This window comes from Burkholderia sp. Ac-20345, assembly GCF_017104825.1.
GTDB lineage: Bacteria > Pseudomonadota > Gammaproteobacteria > Burkholderiales > Burkholderiaceae > Burkholderia > Burkholderia lata_B.
In genome coordinates this window covers 11,938-28,692 of record NZ_JAAGPO010000139.1, presented here as the reverse complement: position 1 = coordinate 28,692, position 16,755 = coordinate 11,938, and the positions used below count along the sequence as shown (strand labels likewise).

The 16,755-nt window shown below is 66.9% G+C and carries 17 protein-coding genes; 13 read left to right on the top strand and 4 right to left on the bottom strand.

Features of this window, described 5'->3' with window-relative positions:
* Positions 1 to 43: 43 nt before the first annotated feature.
* From pgl to G3O06_RS33545, 4 genes are all read left to right on the top strand, one after another.
* A complete protein-coding gene (gene pgl, locus G3O06_RS33560) occupies positions 44 to 712 on the top strand; it encodes a 6-phosphogluconolactonase (RefSeq protein WP_241020371.1) in 669 nt (222 codons plus the stop codon).
* A complete protein-coding gene (locus G3O06_RS33555) occupies positions 690 to 2,618 on the top strand; it encodes a bifunctional transcriptional regulator/glucokinase (protein ID WP_174968513.1) in 1,929 nt (642 codons plus the stop codon). The genes pgl and G3O06_RS33555 overlap by 23 nt, the downstream gene beginning before the upstream one ends.
* 345 nt (positions 2,619 to 2,963) lie before the next feature.
* Positions 2,964 to 3,467 carry a type VI secretion system amidase effector protein Tae4 gene (locus G3O06_RS33550; RefSeq protein ID WP_205818771.1) on the top strand — a complete coding sequence of 168 codons (504 nt, stop codon included), beginning with the start codon at positions 2,964 to 2,966 and terminating at the stop codon, positions 3,465 to 3,467.
* Positions 3,464 to 3,925 carry a type VI secretion system amidase immunity protein Tai4 gene (locus G3O06_RS33545; protein ID WP_174999661.1) on the top strand — a complete coding sequence of 154 codons (462 nt, stop codon included), beginning with the start codon at positions 3,464 to 3,466 and terminating at the stop codon, positions 3,923 to 3,925. The genes G3O06_RS33550 and G3O06_RS33545 overlap by 4 nt, the downstream gene beginning before the upstream one ends.
* A 357-nt stretch (positions 3,926 to 4,282) precedes the next feature.
* Here the strand turns inward: G3O06_RS33545 and G3O06_RS33540 are convergent, their stop codons facing one another.
* Positions 4,283 to 5,500: a Bcr/CflA family multidrug efflux MFS transporter gene (locus G3O06_RS33540; protein ID WP_205818770.1), complete on the bottom strand. Its 1,218-nt coding sequence runs from the start codon at positions 5,498 to 5,500 to the stop codon at positions 4,283 to 4,285.
* 248 nt (positions 5,501 to 5,748) lie between these two features.
* Here G3O06_RS33540 and G3O06_RS33535 point away from each other — a divergent pair, with 248 nt between their 5' ends.
* Genes G3O06_RS33535 through G3O06_RS33520 form a run of 4 tightly spaced genes read left to right on the top strand, consistent with a single transcriptional unit; the run spans position 5,749 to position 9,454 of the window.
* The gene (locus G3O06_RS33535; RefSeq protein ID WP_205818769.1) at positions 5,749 to 6,213 is read left to right on the top strand and encodes a hypothetical protein; all 465 of its coding nucleotides are present in this window, start codon (positions 5,749 to 5,751) and stop codon (positions 6,211 to 6,213) included.
* Positions 6,214 to 6,251: 38 nt separating this feature from the next.
* Positions 6,252 to 7,673, top strand: coding sequence for a glutamate-1-semialdehyde 2,1-aminomutase (gene hemL / locus G3O06_RS33530; RefSeq protein ID WP_346779568.1), 1,422 nt, complete (start codon positions 6,252 to 6,254; stop codon positions 7,671 to 7,673).
* 15 nt (positions 7,674 to 7,688) lie between these two features.
* Positions 7,689 to 8,810, top strand: a complete 1,122-nt coding sequence (ribD, locus tag G3O06_RS33525; RefSeq protein WP_205818768.1) for a bifunctional diaminohydroxyphosphoribosylaminopyrimidine deaminase/5-amino-6-(5-phosphoribosylamino)uracil reductase RibD — start codon at positions 7,689 to 7,691, stop codon at positions 8,808 to 8,810.
* 14 nt (positions 8,811 to 8,824) lie between these two features.
* Positions 8,825 to 9,454 (top strand): riboflavin synthase, encoded by a 630-nt coding sequence (locus G3O06_RS33520; protein WP_205818767.1) that lies wholly within the window; start codon positions 8,825 to 8,827, stop codon positions 9,452 to 9,454.
* A gap of 72 nt (positions 9,455 to 9,526) precedes the next feature.
* On the opposite strand, the gene G3O06_RS33515 is transcribed toward G3O06_RS33520, so the two are convergent.
* Together G3O06_RS33515 and G3O06_RS33510 are read right to left on the bottom strand one after the other, a co-directional pair.
* Positions 9,527 to 10,210: a GntR family transcriptional regulator gene (locus tag G3O06_RS33515; protein WP_205818766.1), complete on the bottom strand. Its 684-nt coding sequence runs from the start codon at positions 10,208 to 10,210 to the stop codon at positions 9,527 to 9,529.
* Positions 10,207 to 10,809 carry a class I SAM-dependent methyltransferase gene (locus G3O06_RS33510; protein ID WP_205818765.1) on the bottom strand — a complete coding sequence of 201 codons (603 nt, stop codon included), beginning with the start codon at positions 10,807 to 10,809 and terminating at the stop codon, positions 10,207 to 10,209. Before G3O06_RS33510 ends, G3O06_RS33515 begins: the two co-directional genes overlap by 4 nt.
* A 271-nt stretch (positions 10,810 to 11,080) precedes the next feature.
* Between G3O06_RS33510 and G3O06_RS33505 the strand changes: the two genes are divergently transcribed.
* The 5 genes from G3O06_RS33505 to G3O06_RS33485 all read left to right on the top strand — a co-directional run bounded on the left by G3O06_RS33505 (position 11,081) and on the right by G3O06_RS33485 (position 15,210).
* A complete protein-coding gene (locus G3O06_RS33505; RefSeq protein WP_174918249.1) occupies positions 11,081 to 11,599 on the top strand; it encodes a DUF1993 domain-containing protein in 519 nt (172 codons plus the stop codon).
* Between the two features lie 192 nt (positions 11,600 to 11,791).
* The gene (ribBA, locus tag G3O06_RS33500; RefSeq protein ID WP_174968507.1) at positions 11,792 to 12,934 is read left to right on the top strand and encodes a bifunctional 3,4-dihydroxy-2-butanone-4-phosphate synthase/GTP cyclohydrolase II; all 1,143 of its coding nucleotides are present in this window, start codon (positions 11,792 to 11,794) and stop codon (positions 12,932 to 12,934) included.
* Between the two features lie 53 nt (positions 12,935 to 12,987).
* Positions 12,988 to 13,506 (top strand): 6,7-dimethyl-8-ribityllumazine synthase, encoded by a 519-nt coding sequence (gene ribH, locus G3O06_RS33495; RefSeq protein WP_011351235.1) that lies wholly within the window; start codon positions 12,988 to 12,990, stop codon positions 13,504 to 13,506.
* Positions 13,503 to 13,940, top strand: a complete 438-nt coding sequence (gene nusB / locus G3O06_RS33490; protein ID WP_021157083.1) for a transcription antitermination factor NusB — start codon at positions 13,503 to 13,505, stop codon at positions 13,938 to 13,940. The genes ribH and nusB overlap by 4 nt, the downstream gene beginning before the upstream one ends.
* Before the next feature lie 73 nt (positions 13,941 to 14,013).
* On the top strand, positions 14,014 to 15,210 hold the full coding sequence (locus G3O06_RS33485; RefSeq protein WP_205818764.1) for a pyridoxal phosphate-dependent aminotransferase: 1,197 nt from the start codon (positions 14,014 to 14,016) through the stop codon (positions 15,208 to 15,210).
* A 101-nt stretch (positions 15,211 to 15,311) separates the two neighbouring features.
* Here the strand turns inward: G3O06_RS33485 and G3O06_RS33480 are convergent, their stop codons facing one another.
* Positions 15,312 to 16,412, bottom strand: a complete 1,101-nt coding sequence (locus G3O06_RS33480) for a transglycosylase SLT domain-containing protein (RefSeq protein WP_174968505.1) — start codon at positions 16,410 to 16,412, stop codon at positions 15,312 to 15,314.
* Between the last annotated feature and the right edge of the window lie 343 nt (positions 16,413 to 16,755).

The window sequence follows — 16,755 nt, the reverse complement described above, 5'->3', positions numbered from 1 at the left end:
TACTACAGCTCGTGAATGGGCTGTTGATGGGTACTCACTAGTGATGGACTGTGACTCTGTATCGTTACGGTATTCTTATTATCGCACACCCACGCCAGTCGAGCACGGCACACAGGATCACCCTCTTCCCCGCCCCGCCGTTCTGCCGTCCGGCGGCACGAGCCCGCGCCCGTTCCTGCAAACGCTGTCGCACGCGGCGCTCGACTGGGCCGGCGTCGACGTGACGCTGGTCGACGACCGCTGGGTGCCGGAGGACGACGCAGCCAGCAACGCGCACCTCGTGCGCGACACGCTGCTGCAGCATGCAGCAGCCCCTGCCCGCTTCCTGCCGCTCGTCGACACGCGCGCCGCGCTCGACGCGCACATCGCCGCGCTGAATGCGAACGCCGACTACCGCGTGCCGAGTGTCGCGGTGCTCGGCATGGGCGAGGACGGCCATACCGCGTCGATCTTCGCCGATGCGCCCGAATGGGATCACGCGATCGCGACACCCGAGCGTTTCGTCGCCGTCCATCCCGGCGCCGCGCCGCATGCGCGCGTGAGCTTCTCGCTCGATGCGCTCAAGCGCGTCGACCGGTTGTTCCTGCTGATCGCGGGCGAACGCAAGCGCGCGGTGCTCGATGCCGCGGCCGCATCGCTGCAGAAGAACGCGATTTCCCAACTGGCCAACGACAAGGGGACCCAGCTCGATGTCTACTGGTGCGCAAAGTAAGGCGGCCGTCGCAGGCCAGCATGCCGACGGTCCGCGCCTGCTCGCGGACGTCGGCGGCACCAACGCGCGCTTCGCGCTGGAAACCGGCCCGGGCGACATCACGCAGATCCGCGTGTATCCCGGCGCCGACTATCCGACGCTCACCGACGCGATCCGCAAATACCTGAAGGACGTGAAGATCAGCCGCGTGAATCACGCGGCGATCGCGATCGCCAATCCGGTCGACGGCGACCAGGTCACGATGACCAACCACGACTGGAGCTTCTCGATCGAGGCGACGCGCCGTGCGCTCGGCTTCGACACGCTGCTCGTCGTCAACGATTTCACCGCGCTCGCCATGGCGCTGCCGGGCCTGACCGACGCGCAGCGCGTGCAGGTCGGCGGCGGCACGCGCCGCCAGAACAGCGTGATTGGGCTGCTCGGGCCCGGTACCGGGCTCGGCGTGTCGGGGCTGATTCCGGCCGACGACCGCTGGATCGCGCTCGGCAGCGAAGGCGGCCACGCATCGTTCGCGCCGCAGGACGAGCGCGAGGACCTGGTGCTGCAGTACGCGCGCAAGAAGTTTCCGCACGTGTCGTTCGAACGCGTGTGCGCGGGCCCCGGCATGGAGATCATCTATCGCGCGCTTGCCGCGCGCGACAAGAAGCGGGTCGCCGCGACCGTCGACACGGTGGAGATCGTCGAACGCGCACATGCGGGCGACGCGCTCGCGCTCGAGACGGTCGAGTGCTTCTGCGGGATTCTCGGCGCGTTCGCGGGCAGCGTCGCGCTGACGCTCGGCGCGCTTGGCGGCGTGTACATCGGCGGCGGTGTCGCGCTGAAGCTCGGCGAACTGTTCACGCGCTCGTCGTTCCGCGCGCGCTTCGAGGCGAAGGGCCGCTTCACGCACTACCTCGAGAACATCCCGACCTACCTGATCACCGCCGAATACCCGGCGTTCCTCGGCGTGTCGGCGATCCTCGCGGAGCAGCTGTCGAACCGCTCGGGCGGTGCGTCGTCGGCGGTGTTCGAACGGATCCGCCAGATGCGCGACGCACTGACGCCGGCCGAGCGCCGCGTCGCCGATCTCGCGCTGAATCATCCGCGCTCGATCATCAACGACCCGATCGTCGACATCGCGCGCAAGGCCGACGTGAGCCAGCCGACGGTGATCCGCTTCTGCCGCTCGCTCGGCTGCCAGGGGCTGTCCGACTTCAAGCTGAAGCTCGCCACCGGCCTCACCGGCACGATCCCGATGAGCCACAGCCAGGTGCATCTCGGCGACACGGCCACCGACTTCGGCGCGAAGGTGCTCGACAACACGGTGTCCGCGATCCTGCAGCTGCGCGAGCACCTGAATTTCGAGCACGTCGAGAACGCGATCGAAATCCTGAACGGCGCGCGTCGCATCGAGTTCTACGGGCTCGGCAACTCGAACATCGTCGCGCAGGACGCGCATTACAAGTTCTTCCGCTTCGGGATCCCGACGATCGCGTACGGCGACCTGTACATGCAGGCTGCGTCGGCCGCGCTGCTCGGCAAGGGCGACGTGATCGTCGCGGTGTCGAAGTCGGGGCGCGCGCCCGAGCTGCTGCGCGTGCTCGACGTCGCGATGCAGGCCGGTGCAAAGGTGATCGCGATCACGTCGAGCAACACGCCGCTCGCGAAGCGTGCGACCGTCGCGCTCGAAACCGACCACATCGAGATGCGCGAGTCGCAGCTGTCGATGATCTCGCGGATCCTGCATCTGCTGATGATCGACATCCTCGCGGTCGGCGTCGCGATCCGCCGTGCGTCGACCAACGGCGAACTGCCCGAGGCCGTCGCCCAGGCGAAGGCGCGAGCGAGCGACGACGAAACGGCCGACGTGCTCGACTGGCTGAGCCACGGCGCATCGCCGGCGGCGAAGGACGTCGCGCGGGATTGACGCTTCGGCGGAACGCCGTCGATTCACGACACCCCGAACGCTGGATTCAGGCCTGGCGTTCGGGGTGTTTCGCATGAGCGACGTCGACCCGAACCACAGTGGCTCGCCAATCATCGACGATCGTTCTGCCGATACCTGCCCGCGACGTCATACATTCGTACACACCCTCATTTTCGAACGAATCCAATTGTCAGCAGTTGCCCAGGCTCGGTAACTTCCTTCACTCCATGTGATGCCGCCATGTCGGTCCAATGCGAGAAATAACGTGCTTCTCAAAGAACACTAATCGGCATCGTTCGCATTGGCATCGACAGCATCACGTTCATCCAATTTGTGGAGAGGAAAATGCCTAGACCACGTTTTTCTGCTGCATGGGCAGCAGCAATGCGAATTTACGCCCCGATATATTTTGCGGAGAAAGTAGCACTGGTAATTGGTGGCAACGTGGCCACCAATATCAACAGCAGAGACCCAAAACTACGTTGGGATAATACCTGCGCCGTGCGACTGAGCTATATTCTCGGCCAAGCCGGCATGCCGATACCTTACATTCCGGGGCAAACCGTGTCAGGTGCGGACAAGCGCTGGTACTTCTTTCGCGTCAAGAATCTCATCCACTTTCTCGAGCAGCGATGGGGCAAAGCAGAGGTGATCAAATTCCCGCCTTCCCGAGGAGGCAACACCCTGGCTGACAAGCAGGGGATTATCCTCTTCGAGGTTTCAGGTTGGTCAAATGCCTCGGGGCATGCAACCCTTTTTAATGGACGAACCTGTTACGATCAGTGCTATTTCAACGAGCCGGGAGTAAATTACCGCACCGATCGCGCGCACTTCTGGAGCCTGCCGTGAGACAAAATCCGCTGTTACCGTGCGCGATATTTTGGGCACTGACGTTAGCGACACAATCGAGCCATGCGACAGATACAGCGTCGTCGCCGCAAGCAAGCGCCCGAACCTACGCGCAGAACTACAAGGACATGGTGTTCGCCGAATGCGTCGCGACCGCTTATCGGGATGAACCGTTCGCGACGATGGACGCAGGAAGCAGCGCCAGTGCCCTAATGGACTGGACCTACTTCGATCTGGAACGGAACCCCGACGCGGGCAAATCGTTGGTCAATCGCTTTCTTGCACGCGACTACCGCAATCCGATCGTCGAATCCGAAATCAAAGGCGTGAAGTTCGATTTTTTGAAATGCCTGGATCTGTACCACAGCAAGGAACTCGATGCCCAGGTCAAACGGTTCGTGATCAACCCGAAGCGCAGCTATCGACTCGACAATCGCTCGTCAGATCGTTCCAAGTGATCCGAACGAGGGAATCCGGTGCATGACTCGCGTTGCCGGCTGGCGGGGTTACATCGACATGGTGTTCGCTTAGGTCATCGTCTGGGTGAATACCGTTGACATACTCCTGCACTATCAGGCGCTTGCTCGGCCCGCCCATAACATCCTCGATCGCCCCCGTCGAACGAGGCTCACTGGAATCGCTCGAAGTCACCTACCTGCTTCTTGTCGCATCGATCCCAGTGTTGCCGATCATGCCAACGCACCCTCCAGACACCACAAAACGGCTGTTCGGCGCGTCCGGTCATTCGTGAAGCGACCAAAGACAAATAGTTGTCCACCGCATTCACTTCCCCTCCGCAAATCCCGCCGCGCCGCTCAAGCCCCCGCTGGCACGGGCCGGCCGTGCCAGCGCAACACCAGGTAGCGCCCGGCGAAGCACAGCACGCCCGACACGCCGATCGTCACGCCCATCGCGAACGGCGTGCCGTCCGCGAGTGCGCCGATCGCGACGCTCGCGAGCGCGCCGAGCGCCAGCTGCATCGCGCCGAACACGGCCGCCGACGCGCCCGCGTTGTGCGGATAGCGATGCATGAGGTCGGTCGTGCAGTTCGCGGACAGGATCCCGACCACGCCAACGACGAAGAACAGGCACACGACGATCGACCACAGCCCGCCCCACCCCGTCAGCGCGACGAGCGCGACCGCAAGCGATGCGATGCAACTCACGAGCGACGCGGCCGCGATGATGCGCAGCGAACCGAGGCGGCCGACGAGCCGCGTGTTCGCGAAGTTGCCGATCATGATGCCGACGACGTTCAGGCCGAACAGCAGCCCGTAGTGCTGCGGTGACACATGGAAATACTCGATGTACACGAACGGCGTGGCGGTGATGTACGAGAACATCGACGCAAATGCCATCCCGCCGCACAGCATGTGCCCCCATGCGACCGGATCGGACAGGATGCGCCCGTACGACGCAAACGACGCGAGCACGGCCGCGCTCTTGCGCCGCTCCTTCGGCCAGGTTTCGGGCACGCGCAGGTACGCGGTCGCCGCGCACACCGCGCCGAACACGGCCAGCACGACGAACACGCCGCGCCAGCCGGAGAAGCGCAGGATCTGCCCGCCGATCAGCGGCGCGAGCAATGGCCCGACCGCGGTGACGATCGCGACCATCGACAGCACCTTCGCCGCGTCGGTCGGCTCGTGCGCGTCGCGCGCGATCGCGCGCGACAGCACCGACGCGGCGCCCGCGCCGAGCGCCTGCAGGAAGCGCACGATGATCAGCATGTCGATCGAGGTCGACACGAAGCAGCCGATACTCGCAAGCGTGAACAGCGCGATGCCGCCGAGCAGCACGGGGCGTCGGCCCCACGTGTCGGACAGCGGGCCGTACAGCAGCATGCCGACCGAGAAGCCGGCCATGAAGCTCGTGAGCGTGCGCTGCGCGGCGCCGGGGCTGACGGAGAAGCCGTCGGCGATCGACGGCAGGCTCGGCAGGTACATGTCGGTAGCGATCGGCCCGCAGGCGGCGAGCGCGCCGAGCAACAGGATCAGCCGGGCATCGGGCCGGCGTCGGATGACGTGAGACATGGGTATCCGGAATGGAGCCCGCGCGCATCGGGGCGCGTGTGGCGGTGAAGACGGGAGGCCGCACCGCGAACGGCGCGCCCAGGCCCATGATTGTACGCGCAACTTTTTTGCGTGCCGGCGGCTCCAGTGCACGGCGGGCCGAAAAGTACCGGCGCGGCGCCCGCCACACGGGATCGAGCGCGGAGATTCGATTAAGCTTGCAGCTCCTCGCCCCTCTTGTCTGACCAATACGACACACGATCGAACCGATGACCGCTTTCCTGTTGATCTGGAGCCCCAAGAAATGGCCGTGGCCCGAACTGCCCGACGTCGCCGCGCGCGTGAAGGCCGGCGAGGCCGTGCACGACGTGTGGGGCTGCGGCTTCGCGCGCGGCATCCTGCCGGGCGACCGCGTGTTCCTGCATCGCGTCGCGAAGGAGCCCAAGGGCGTGTTCGGTTCCGGCTACGTGACGCGCGCACCGTACGAGGTGGCCGATCCGTCGACGAAGCGCGGCTACCGGCTGTGCATCAACTTCGTGTACGACTGGCTGGTCGACGCGCACCAGGACGTCGTGATCGCGCGCGACGCGCTGCGCGTCCATCCGTACTCGGTGCAGACCTGGGATGCGCAGAGCTCCGGCACGGTGATCAAGCCGATGGTCGAGGGCCCGCTCGAGAAGCGCTGGGCCGAGCTGACCGGCAAGCGCAAGCCGCCACCGTTGCCGGATCGATAACGGGGCCGAATCGCCCCTCCTCCTTCCCGGCCCGCGCCATCCCTCACGCGCCGAAAGGCCGCAGACCGCGCCGCGGGCCCGCCGCGCGCGTCTCCGGTACAATCAGACGATCGTTCCGCCCAGGCGCCGCGGCCCGTGCACAGGCCCCCCGCGCCCTTCTCTCGCAGGTTTCGTCCATGTCCAACAATCAGATCCTCTTCGAACGCGCCCAGAAGACCATTCCCGGCGGCGTCAACTCGCCGGTGCGCGCATTCCGTTCGGTCGGCGGCACGCCGCGCTTCGTCGCGCGCGCACAAGGTCCGTATTTCTGGGATGCCGACGGCAAGCAGTACATCGACTACATCGGCTCGTGGGGCCCGATGATCGTCGGCCACGTCCATCCGGAAGTGCTGTCGGCCGTGCAGAACGTGCTCGCCGACGGCTTCTCGTTCGGCGCGCCGACCGAAGCCGAGATCGAGATCGCCGAGGAAATCTGCAAGCTCGTGCCGTCGATCGAACAGGTGCGGATGGTGTCGAGCGGCACCGAGGCCACGATGAGCGCGCTGCGTCTCGCGCGCGGCTTCACGGGCCGCAGCCGCATCGTCAAGTTCGAAGGCTGCTACCACGGCCACGCGGACAGCCTGCTCGTGAAGGCCGGCTCGGGCCTGCTGACGTTCGGCAACCCGACGTCGGCCGGCGTGCCTGCGGACATCGCGAAGCACACGACCGTCCTCGAATACAACAACGTCGCCGCGCTCGAAGAAGCATTCGGCGCGTTCGGCGACGAGATCGCCGCCGTGATCGTCGAGCCGGTCGCGGGCAACATGAACCTCGTGCGCGGCACGCCCGAATTCCTGAACGCGCTGCGCGCGCTGTGCACGAAGCACGGCGCCGTGCTGATCTTCGACGAAGTGATGTGCGGGTTCCGCGTCGCACTCGGCGGCGCGCAGGCGTACTACGGGATCACGGCCGACCTCACCTGCCTCGGCAAGGTGATCGGCGGCGGGATGCCGGCTGCCGCGTTCGGCGGCCGCCGCGACATCATGGCCCACCTCGCGCCGCTCGGCGGCGTCTACCAGGCCGGCACGCTGTCGGGCAACCCGATCGCGGTTGCCGCGGGCCTGAAGACGCTGCAGCTGATCCAGGCGCCCGGCTTCTACGACGCGCTCACCGCGCAGACGAAGCGCCTCGCCGACGGCCTCGCGGCCGAAGCGCGTGCGGCCGGCGTGCCGTTCGCGGCCGACTCGATCGGCGCGATGTTCGGCCTCTACTTCGCCGAACGCGTGCCGACCAGCTTCGCCGAAGTGACGAAGAGCGACACCGAGCGCTTCAACCGCTTCTTCCACCTGATGCTCGACGAAGGCGTGTATTTCGCGCCGTCCGCGTACGAGGCCGGCTTCGTGTCGAGCACGCACGACGACGCGGTGATCGACGCGACGCTCGCGGCCGCGCGCCGCGCCTTCGCGGCACTCGCTGCCTGACCCGGGTCCGCGCGCATGTTCTCGGATATCGATTTCGCCCACATGCAGCGCGCGCTCACGCTCGCCGCGCGCGGCATGTATACGACGGCGCCGAACCCGCGTGTCGGCTGCGTGATCGTCAAGGACGGCGACGTGATCGGCGAAGGCTTCACGCAGCCGGCCGGCCAGGATCACGCGGAAGTGCAGGCGCTGAAGGACGCACGCGCACGCGGCTACGACGTCGCCGGTTCGACCGTCTACGTGACGCTCGAGCCGTGCAGCCATTTCGGCCGCACGCCGCCGTGCGCGAATGCGCTGATCGACGCGCGCGTCGCGAAGGTCGTCGCCGCGATGGAAGACCCGAACCCGCAGGTATCGGGGCGCGGCCTCGGGATGCTGCGCGACGCAGGCATCGACGTGCGCTGCGGGCTGCTCGCGCATGAAGCGGGCGAGCTGAACATCGGCTTCGTGTCGCGGATGACGCGCGGCCGCCCGTGGGTGCGGATGAAGACCGCCGCGTCGCTCGACGGCCGCACCGCGCTGCCGTCCGGCGAAAGCCAGTGGATCACCGGCGAGGCCGCGCGCCTCGACGGGCACGCGTGGCGTGCGCGCGCCTGCGCGATCCTCACCGGCATCGGCACCGTGCGTGAAGACAACCCGCTGCTGACCGTGCGCGGCATCGATACGCCGCGCCAGCCGCAGCGCATCCTGGTGGACAGCCGCCTCGACCTGCCGCTCGACGCGCGGCTGCTCGAAGGCGCGCCGCTGCTGATCTTCTGCGGCCGGCTCGACGCCGCCGGCGAAGTGCGCGCGAACGTGCTGAAGTCGCGCGGCGCGGAAATCGTGCCGCTCGCGAATGCGCACGGCAAGGTCGACCTACCCGCGATGCTCGCGGCGCTCGGCGCGCGCGGCGTCAACGAATTGCACGTCGAGGCCGGCCACAAGCTGAACGGCTCGCTGCTGCGCGAGCAGTGCGTCGACGAATTGCTCGTCTACCTCGCACCGAGCCTGCTGGGCGCCGATGCGGCCGGCATGTTCGATCTCGCCGCGCCGGCGAGCCTCGAGACGCGCACGCGGCTGTCGTTCCACGGGTTCGAGCGGGTCGGCGACGACCTGCGGATCCTCGCGCGCTTCACGCCGCCCGACGCCACTCACTGAACAGGATCGTCAGGATGTTTACCGGAATTGTCGCGGCGGTCGGCCGTATCGAATCGATCCAGCCGCTCGGCGCGTCGGCCGATGCCGGCGTGCGTCTGACCATGCTGGCCGGTGGGCTCGATCTCGCCGATGTGGCGCTCGGCGACAGCATTGCGATCCAGGGCGCGTGCATGACGGTGATCGAAAAGACCGACGCGTCGTTCGACGTCGATGTGTCGCGCGAAAGCCTGAACCGCACGGTTGGCCTCGGCGCACCCGGCGACGTGAACCTCGAGAAGGCATTGCGCGCGCACGACCGCCTCAGCGGGCACATCGTGTCGGGTCACGTGGACGGCCTCGGCACCGTGTCGCGCTTCGCGCCGGTCGGCGAGTCGCACGAACTGCGCATCGTCGCGCCGCGCGAGCTCGGCCGCTATCTCGCGTACAAGGGGTCGATCACGGTCAACGGCGTGAGCCTGACCGTCAACACGATCGACGATCGCGCGGACGGCTGCGAGTTCTCGATCAACCTGATTCCGCATACGGTCGAGGTCACGACGCTGCGCCACGTGAAGGCTGGCGACAAGGTCAATCTCGAGGTCGACATGATTGCGCGGTATGTGGAGCGAATGCTGTCGACGTCGCAGGGCGCGCATCAGGACTGATCGCGCGGGCGGCCCCCGAAGCACGGTCGGCCGCCACTTTTCTCCATCCTTCGCGCCATCGCCCTCAGGCGATCACGCCTCTGCCTCCTCCCCTCCCGCGCGCACCAGAATCGTCCCGAGCAACTGCCGCACATGCTCGCGTGCCGCGCGCTCCGCACCTTCCGCATCACCCTTCGCGATCATGTCGAACACCTGCCGGTGTTCGGCGACATTCCCGCCCAGTCGTGCCCAATCGCCCATCGGACTCGCGCCGCCCGAACACATCGTCTGCACCTGCGCATACAGCGCCCTGAGCGACGTCTCGATCGTCGTGTTGCGCGCCGTGGCGAGCAGCCCGTGGTGAAAGTCGAGGTTGGCGATGCGGTAGGCATCGCCGTCGCGCGTGTCGACCGCGTTTGCCTGCCGCGTCAACGCTTCGTCCAGCGCCCCGTGATCGTCGGGCGTCATGCGCTCGGCCGCCAGGCGCGCGGCCATGCCCTCGAGCGCCTCCCGCGCCTCGAAGATGGCCACGATCCGCGCGCGGTCGAACGCGATGACAAACACGCCCTGGCGCGGCACGACCTGCAGCAACCCCTCGGCTTCCAGGCGCGAGACCGCCGCCCACACGGGCGAGCGGCTGATGCCGAGATCGCGCGACAGCGCCTCGATGCTGATCTTCTCGCCTGCCGCGAAGCGCGCTTCGTCGACCAGCATCTCGCGGATCGCCCCGTACGCGTCGCGCCCCAGTGTCGTGCGCTCGAGTGTGGCCCGCGTCATGCGAACCGCCGGCGACGCGCGATGTGGAGCCCCTTGCCGACCGGCACGATCGTCGTGTCGAACTGCCTCGATGCGTCGACCGCGGCGAGATAGCCGGCGATTTCGTCCGGATGGGACAGCGCGTTGTCCGCGACGAGCAGCGCGTCGGCCGTCAGCTTCGGCAACAGGTGCGCGAGCTGCTGCGGCGCGCTCACCCGGTCGGCGTCGAAGAACACGCAGTCGAACGGGCCCGTCGCGGCCGTGCAGACCTGCGTCGCATCGCCTTCGATCACCTGCGCCCAATCCTGCAGCGACGCCGCGCGCAGGTTGGCCCTCGCCTGCTCGGCCTTGTCGGGCGAGTACTCGACGGTGACGAGCGGCTGCCCGTTCGTTTCGCGCAGGGCATGGGCGAGCCAGATCGCGCTATAGCCGTTGGACGTGCCGATCTCGAGCACGCGCCGGCGCCGTGCGCCGGTGACGAGCAGGTACAGCAGTTCGGCCGTGGCCGGCTCGAGGTTGAGCATCTTGCGGCTGCGGTCGTCCATCCGCGCATCGTTTTCCTGGCCGAAAGACGCCAGCCGGGCAAGGACGGCCGACGCGACGCGGTCGAGTTCGATCATGTGGGTCTCCGTTACTTCATATTTCATGTTTCGTGTTTCATGATACGACTTTTTACGGATCGACGCGTGATGCCGGTGAGGCCCGGTATTCCGGTGCAATCGGGACGACTGCATCGCATCGACTGGCCAGTCGCACAGCCGACACCCGGCCGAATGGCCAACGACGCGCACGGGTCATGCCGCCGCGCTAAGATGCGTCGACAGCAGTTTCAACGCCGCAACGCACGGCGCACCGCGTACCGGCCACCCTCTTCCTCAAGGAGTCGTCCCCATGTCCATCTCGATGTATCAGGCTTCCGTGCCCGTGCTGATCCGTGGCCTGTCCAACCTGCAGCACATCCTCGGCAAGGCGCAGGCACACGCGGCCGAAAAGCAGATCGATCCGTCGGTGTTCGTCGGCGCCCGCCTGTACCCGGACATGCTGCCGCTCGTTCGGCAGGTCTATATCGCGACCGACACGGCCAAGGGCTGCGCCGCGCGCCTCGCCGATGTCGAGATCCCGAGCTACCCGGACGTCGAGCAAACCTTCGACGAACTGCACGCCCGCATCCAGAAGACGATCGACTACCTGAAAAGCTTCGACGCCGCGCAGATCGACGGCAGCGAGGCGCGCCAGATCGTGCTGAAGATGCGCGTCGGCCCGATCGAGTTCAGCGGCCAGTCGTACCTGCTGAATTTCGTGCTGCCCAATTTCTTCTTCCACGTGACAACCGCTTACGACATCCTGCGCCACAGCGGCGTCGAGCTCGGCAAGCTCGACTACCTGGGCGGGCGCGACCAGCACGCCTGACGCGCGGCCGGGCGAAGCCCGGCCTGCTACCGTCCGCACCCGCGTGAAGGTTGCGCGCCGCAGCCGGCCAGACCTGCCGCGCAGGCCGGCCACAGCGCTTTCCGGAGCGCTTGTCGACGGCGCGCGGCCCATGCCAGCCGAAACGCCGTCCGGCTGGCGTAAAATACGCACTTTCCTCTTTCTCGCCCCCTTATGACGCTCGCCTCCACGCTCGACATCATCGCCGAGCTGAAAGCCGGCCGGATGGTGATCCTGGTCGACGAAGAAGACCGCGAAAACGAGGGCGACCTCGTGATCGCCGCCGAATTCGTCACGCCGGAAGCGATCAACTTCATGGCCAAGTTCGGCCGCGGCCTGGTTTGTCTGACGTTGACGCAGGAACGCTGCAAGCAGCTGCACCTGCCGCTGATGACCTACCGCAACGGCACGCAGTACGGCACCGCCTTCACGGTCAGCATCGAAGCGGCCGAAGGCGTGACGACCGGCATCTCGGCCGCCGACCGTGCGCACACGATCGCCACGGCGGTCGCACACGACGTGCGCCCCGAGCACATCGTGCAGCCGGGCCACGTGTTCCCGATCATGGCGCAGCCGGGCGGCGTGCTCGTGCGTGCGGGCCACACCGAGGCCGGTTGCGACTTCACCGCGCTCGCGGGCCTCACGCCGGCCGCGGTGATCTGCGAGATCATCAAGGACGACGGCACGATGGCGCGCCTGCCCGACCTGATCGAGTTCGCGCAGGAACACAACCTGAAGATCGGCACGATCGCCGACCTGATCCAGTACCGCAGCCGCACCGAATCGATCATCGAGCGGATCGCCGAGCGCACGATGCAGACCGCGCACGGCACGTTCCGCGCGGTGCTGTACCGCGACCAGCCGAGCGGCTCGCCGCACATCGCGCTGGTGCGCGGTGCGCCGTCGCCCGACGTCGATACGCCGGTGCGCGTGCACGAGCCGCTGTCGGTGCTCGACCTGCTCGAGACGAGCGTGTCGACGCACTCGTGGACGCTCGACGCCGCGATGCGCGAGATCGCGGAGCGCGACCTCGGCGTGATCGTGCTGCTCAACTGCGGCGACACGAAGGAACACCTGATCGACGTCTTCAAGGCGTTCGACGAGGAAGAAAGGGCCGCTGCGCTGAAGCGCCGGCCGGTTGATTTCAAGACGTTCGGCATCGGCGCGCAGATCCTGCGCGATGTCGGCGTCAGCAAGATGCAGGTGCTGTCGAATCCGCGCAAGCTGGGCAGCATGTCCGGCTACGGCCTGGAAGTCACGGGCTTCATTCCGATGCCCGGCGGCGAAGCCAAGTCCTGCCCGGCGTCCAACGCGTAACCCGCCACGGCGCTTTCGCCCAATAACCGTTCATCCACACCACGGACAAGATCATGGAAATCGGACAATACCAACCGAATCTCGAAGGCGACGGCCTGCGTATCGGCATCGTGCAATCGCGCTTCAACGAGCCCGTGTGCAACGGCCTCGCCGACGCGTGCGTCGAGGAACTGGAGCGCCTCGGCGTCACCGGTGAAGACGTGCTGCTCGTGTCGGTTCCCGGCGCGCTGGAAATCCCGCTCGCGCTGCAGAAACTCGCGGAAAGCGGCCAGTTCGACGCGCTGATCGCGCTCGGCGCGGTGATCCGCGGCGAGACCTACCACTTCGAACTCGTGTCGAACGAGAGCGGCGCGGGCATCACCCGCATCGGCCTCGATTTCAACCTGCCGATCGCGAACGCGGTCCTGACGACCGAAAACGACGAGCAGGCCGTCGCGCGCATGACCGAAAAGGGTCGTGACGCCGCACGCGTCGCCGTCGAGATGGCCAACCTGACGATGGCACTCGACCAACTCGGCGATGACGACGAGGACGAAGAGGAAGACGAAGACGACGAAGAGGAGCGCGCATGAAGAAGAGCGCCCGCCGACAATCGCGCGAGCTGGCGACGCAGGGGCTGTATCAGTGGCTGCTGTCGAACGCGTCCTCCGGTGAGATCGACGCGCAACTGCGCGGCGCGCTCGGTTACGACAAGGCTGACAAGGAGCTGCTCGACGCGATCCTGCACGGCGTGATCCGCGAGCACGCCACGCTCGTCGAAGCGCTGACGCCGTCGCTCGACCGCCCGATCGACCAGCTGTCGCCGGTCGAACGCGCCGTGTTGCTGATCGCGACGTTCGAGCTCACGCACCACGTCGAAACGCCGTACCGCGTGATCATCAACGAAGCTGTCGAACTCGCGAAGACGTTCGGCGGCTCCGACGGCTACAAGTACGTAAACGGCGTGCTCGACAAGCTCGCCGCGAAGCTGCGCCCCGCCGAAACGCAGGCGCGCCGCAACGGCTGATACCGTTGGTCCGGAACGGGCGCGCATGCGCCCGTTTTTTCTTTTGCCTCGCCTCCCTCGCCCTGCCCGCCCGATGAATACCGCCACCGATTCGCTCGTCAGACTCGCCGCACGCGTCGACGCGATCCAGCCCTTCTACGTGATGGAACTGATGAAGGAGGCACAGCGTCTCGAGTCCTCCGGGCGCGATGTTATCCACATGGGCATCGGCGAGCCGGATTTCACCGCGCCGGAGCCGGTCGTCGAAGCGGCCGCGGCCGCGCTGCGCCGCGGCGTCACGCAATATACGAGCGCGCTCGGTATTGCACCGCTGCGCGAGGCGATTGCCGCGCACTACGCGCGCGCCTACGGCCTCACGATCAGTCCGGAACGGATCGTCGTGACGGCCGGCGCGTCGGCCGCGCTGCTGCTCGCGTGCCTCGCGCTCGTCGGGCGTGACGACGAGGTGCTGATGCCCGACCCGTCGTATCCGTGCAACCGGCACTTCGTCGCGGCGGCCGAAGGCCGCGCGGTGCTCGTGCCGAGCGGCCCGGACGCGCGCTTCCAGCTCACCGAGGACGACGTCCGCACGCGCTGGGGCGACCGCACGCGCGGCGTGCTGCTCGCCTCGCCGTCGAACCCGACCGGCACGTCGCTCGAACCCGACGAGCTGAAGCGGATCGTCGAAGCCGTGCGTGTACGCGGCGGCTTCACGATCGTCGACGAGATCTACCAGGGGCTCAGCTACGACGCGGCGCCCGTGTCGGCGCTGTCGTTCGGCGACGACGTCGTCACCGTGAACAGCTTCTCCAAGTATTTCAGCATGACGGGCTGGCGGCTCGGCTGGCTGGTCGTGCCGCCCGCGCTGGTCGGCACGTTCGAAAAGCTGGCGCAGAACCTGTTCATCTGCCCGTCCGCGCTCGCGCAGCACGCGGCGCTCGCGTGCTTCGAGCCGGCCGCGCTCGACATCTACGAAGCGCGCCGGCTCGAATTCAAGCGCCGCCGCGACTTCATCGCACCGGCGCTCGAACGGCTCGGCTTCACGGTGCCCGTGATGCCGGACGGCGCTTTCTACGTGTATGCGCACTGCGGCGGCGTCGCCCACCCGGCCGCCGGCGACAGCGCCGCGCTCACGACGGCGATGCTGCACGACGCAGGGGTCGTGCTGGTGCCCGGCATGGACTTCGGTGTCCATGCGCCGCGCGACTATATCCGGCTGTCCTATGCGACCGCCTACTCTCGGCTCGAGGAAGCGGTCGAACGGCTCGCGACGCTGTTCGGGCAGCACTGACACGCGGCTGGCGCGGCGGCCACTCCGCCCACTGAAAAAAAGAAAAGGCACCCGGATCGGGTGCCTTTTTCATTTTCTGCCGGCTGGAGCCGCGCGGTACGTTACGCGCCGAGCTCCGAACGATTGCCATGCGACTGCTTAGCCGTATCGACGCTCGCGTCGTCCTGCGACGCGGCTTCCTTCGATGCAGTCGACTTCGCCGAGGTTTCGAGCGTCGCATGCACGCGCTTCGCGCCGCCTGCTGCTGCCGTCACGGCCGCGGCCGTGACGATCGGCTTAGCCGGTGCCTGCGGTGCATTGACCGGCACGCTACGGCCACGCGCGATGTCACGCAAGCGACCGCGCTCGGCCATCACCTTCGAACCGTAGCCGTTGTCCTCGGGGTTCGTCGAGCCGTTGTACATGCGCAGGCCGTTCGCGAGCGAGCCGCCACGTGCGATGCAGTCCTTCAGCACGAGCGCGCCGACCTGGAGGTTCGCGAGCGGCTGCAGCGCGGTATCGGTGCCGCCGAAATACTCGAACTTGTCGGAATGGACCTTCGACATGACCTGCATCAGGCCCTTCGCGCCGACGCCGCTTTCGGCGTACGGGTTGAAACCCGACTCGATCGCCATCACGGACAGCAGCAGCAGCGGATCGAGGCCGACGTCGCGGCCGGTCTGGAACGCAGCCTTGACGAGCTGGCCGAGCGGCTCCTGTGCGACGCGGTAACGGCGCGACAGGTAGGTCGCGACGAGCGCCTGTTCGCGATTCGATGCGAGCGCACGGTCGTCACGCGCATCGGCCGCCACGCGCTGGGTCGGGATCAGCTTCGCAAGCGCGACGGGCGACGGGCCGTTGGATGCATCACCCTGCGCGGCGGCGGCTTCCGGTGCGACGTCGAGGCCGACCGCAAGCGCATCCGTTTCAGGGCCGTTGTCTTCCTGCTGCGGCTGCGCGCCGGCGGGCGCGAAGTTCGGCAGCGGATGGCCGGTCAGCAGACGGGCCGGGCCGGCTTGCACGGCCGCGGATACGACCGGCATCAGCTTCGCGGCGAGCGTGCCGCGGACGGTTGGCAGCAGCCACAGTGCAAGCGCAACTGCGACAGCGAGACAGCCGACAACGCTGAATAGATGGTGACTGACACGCGTCCCGCGACGCAGCATGCTGCGCACGAACTGCGCATGCTGCTCACTAGGACGCCACGATAACCAAGCGTTCATTCAGATCATCTCCCATGAACATGACTCGTGCGGCTCGCTCAGCTCGATGGCGAGACAGGTAACGCGCCGCGGAATCACGACGCCGCACGCTTTGGTTGGGGCGTGCAAGCATCGGGGAAACGGTATAAGTACCGTTCGAGGCCACGGTGTAAGAGGGCCGGCACCTTCGCACACTGGGCGAGGCGGGCATACGCGGTGGCACCCACGCAAAAACCAGCGTCCTGGGGGCGCTGGCTGTGACTACAACTAAAGGCCGTCGGATACGCCGTGCAGGTTTCGGCGGACGGTGACGCGCTGCGTCAAAGATCGGTGATTGGCGGCTCGAAGCCTTTTACCCTGCAGC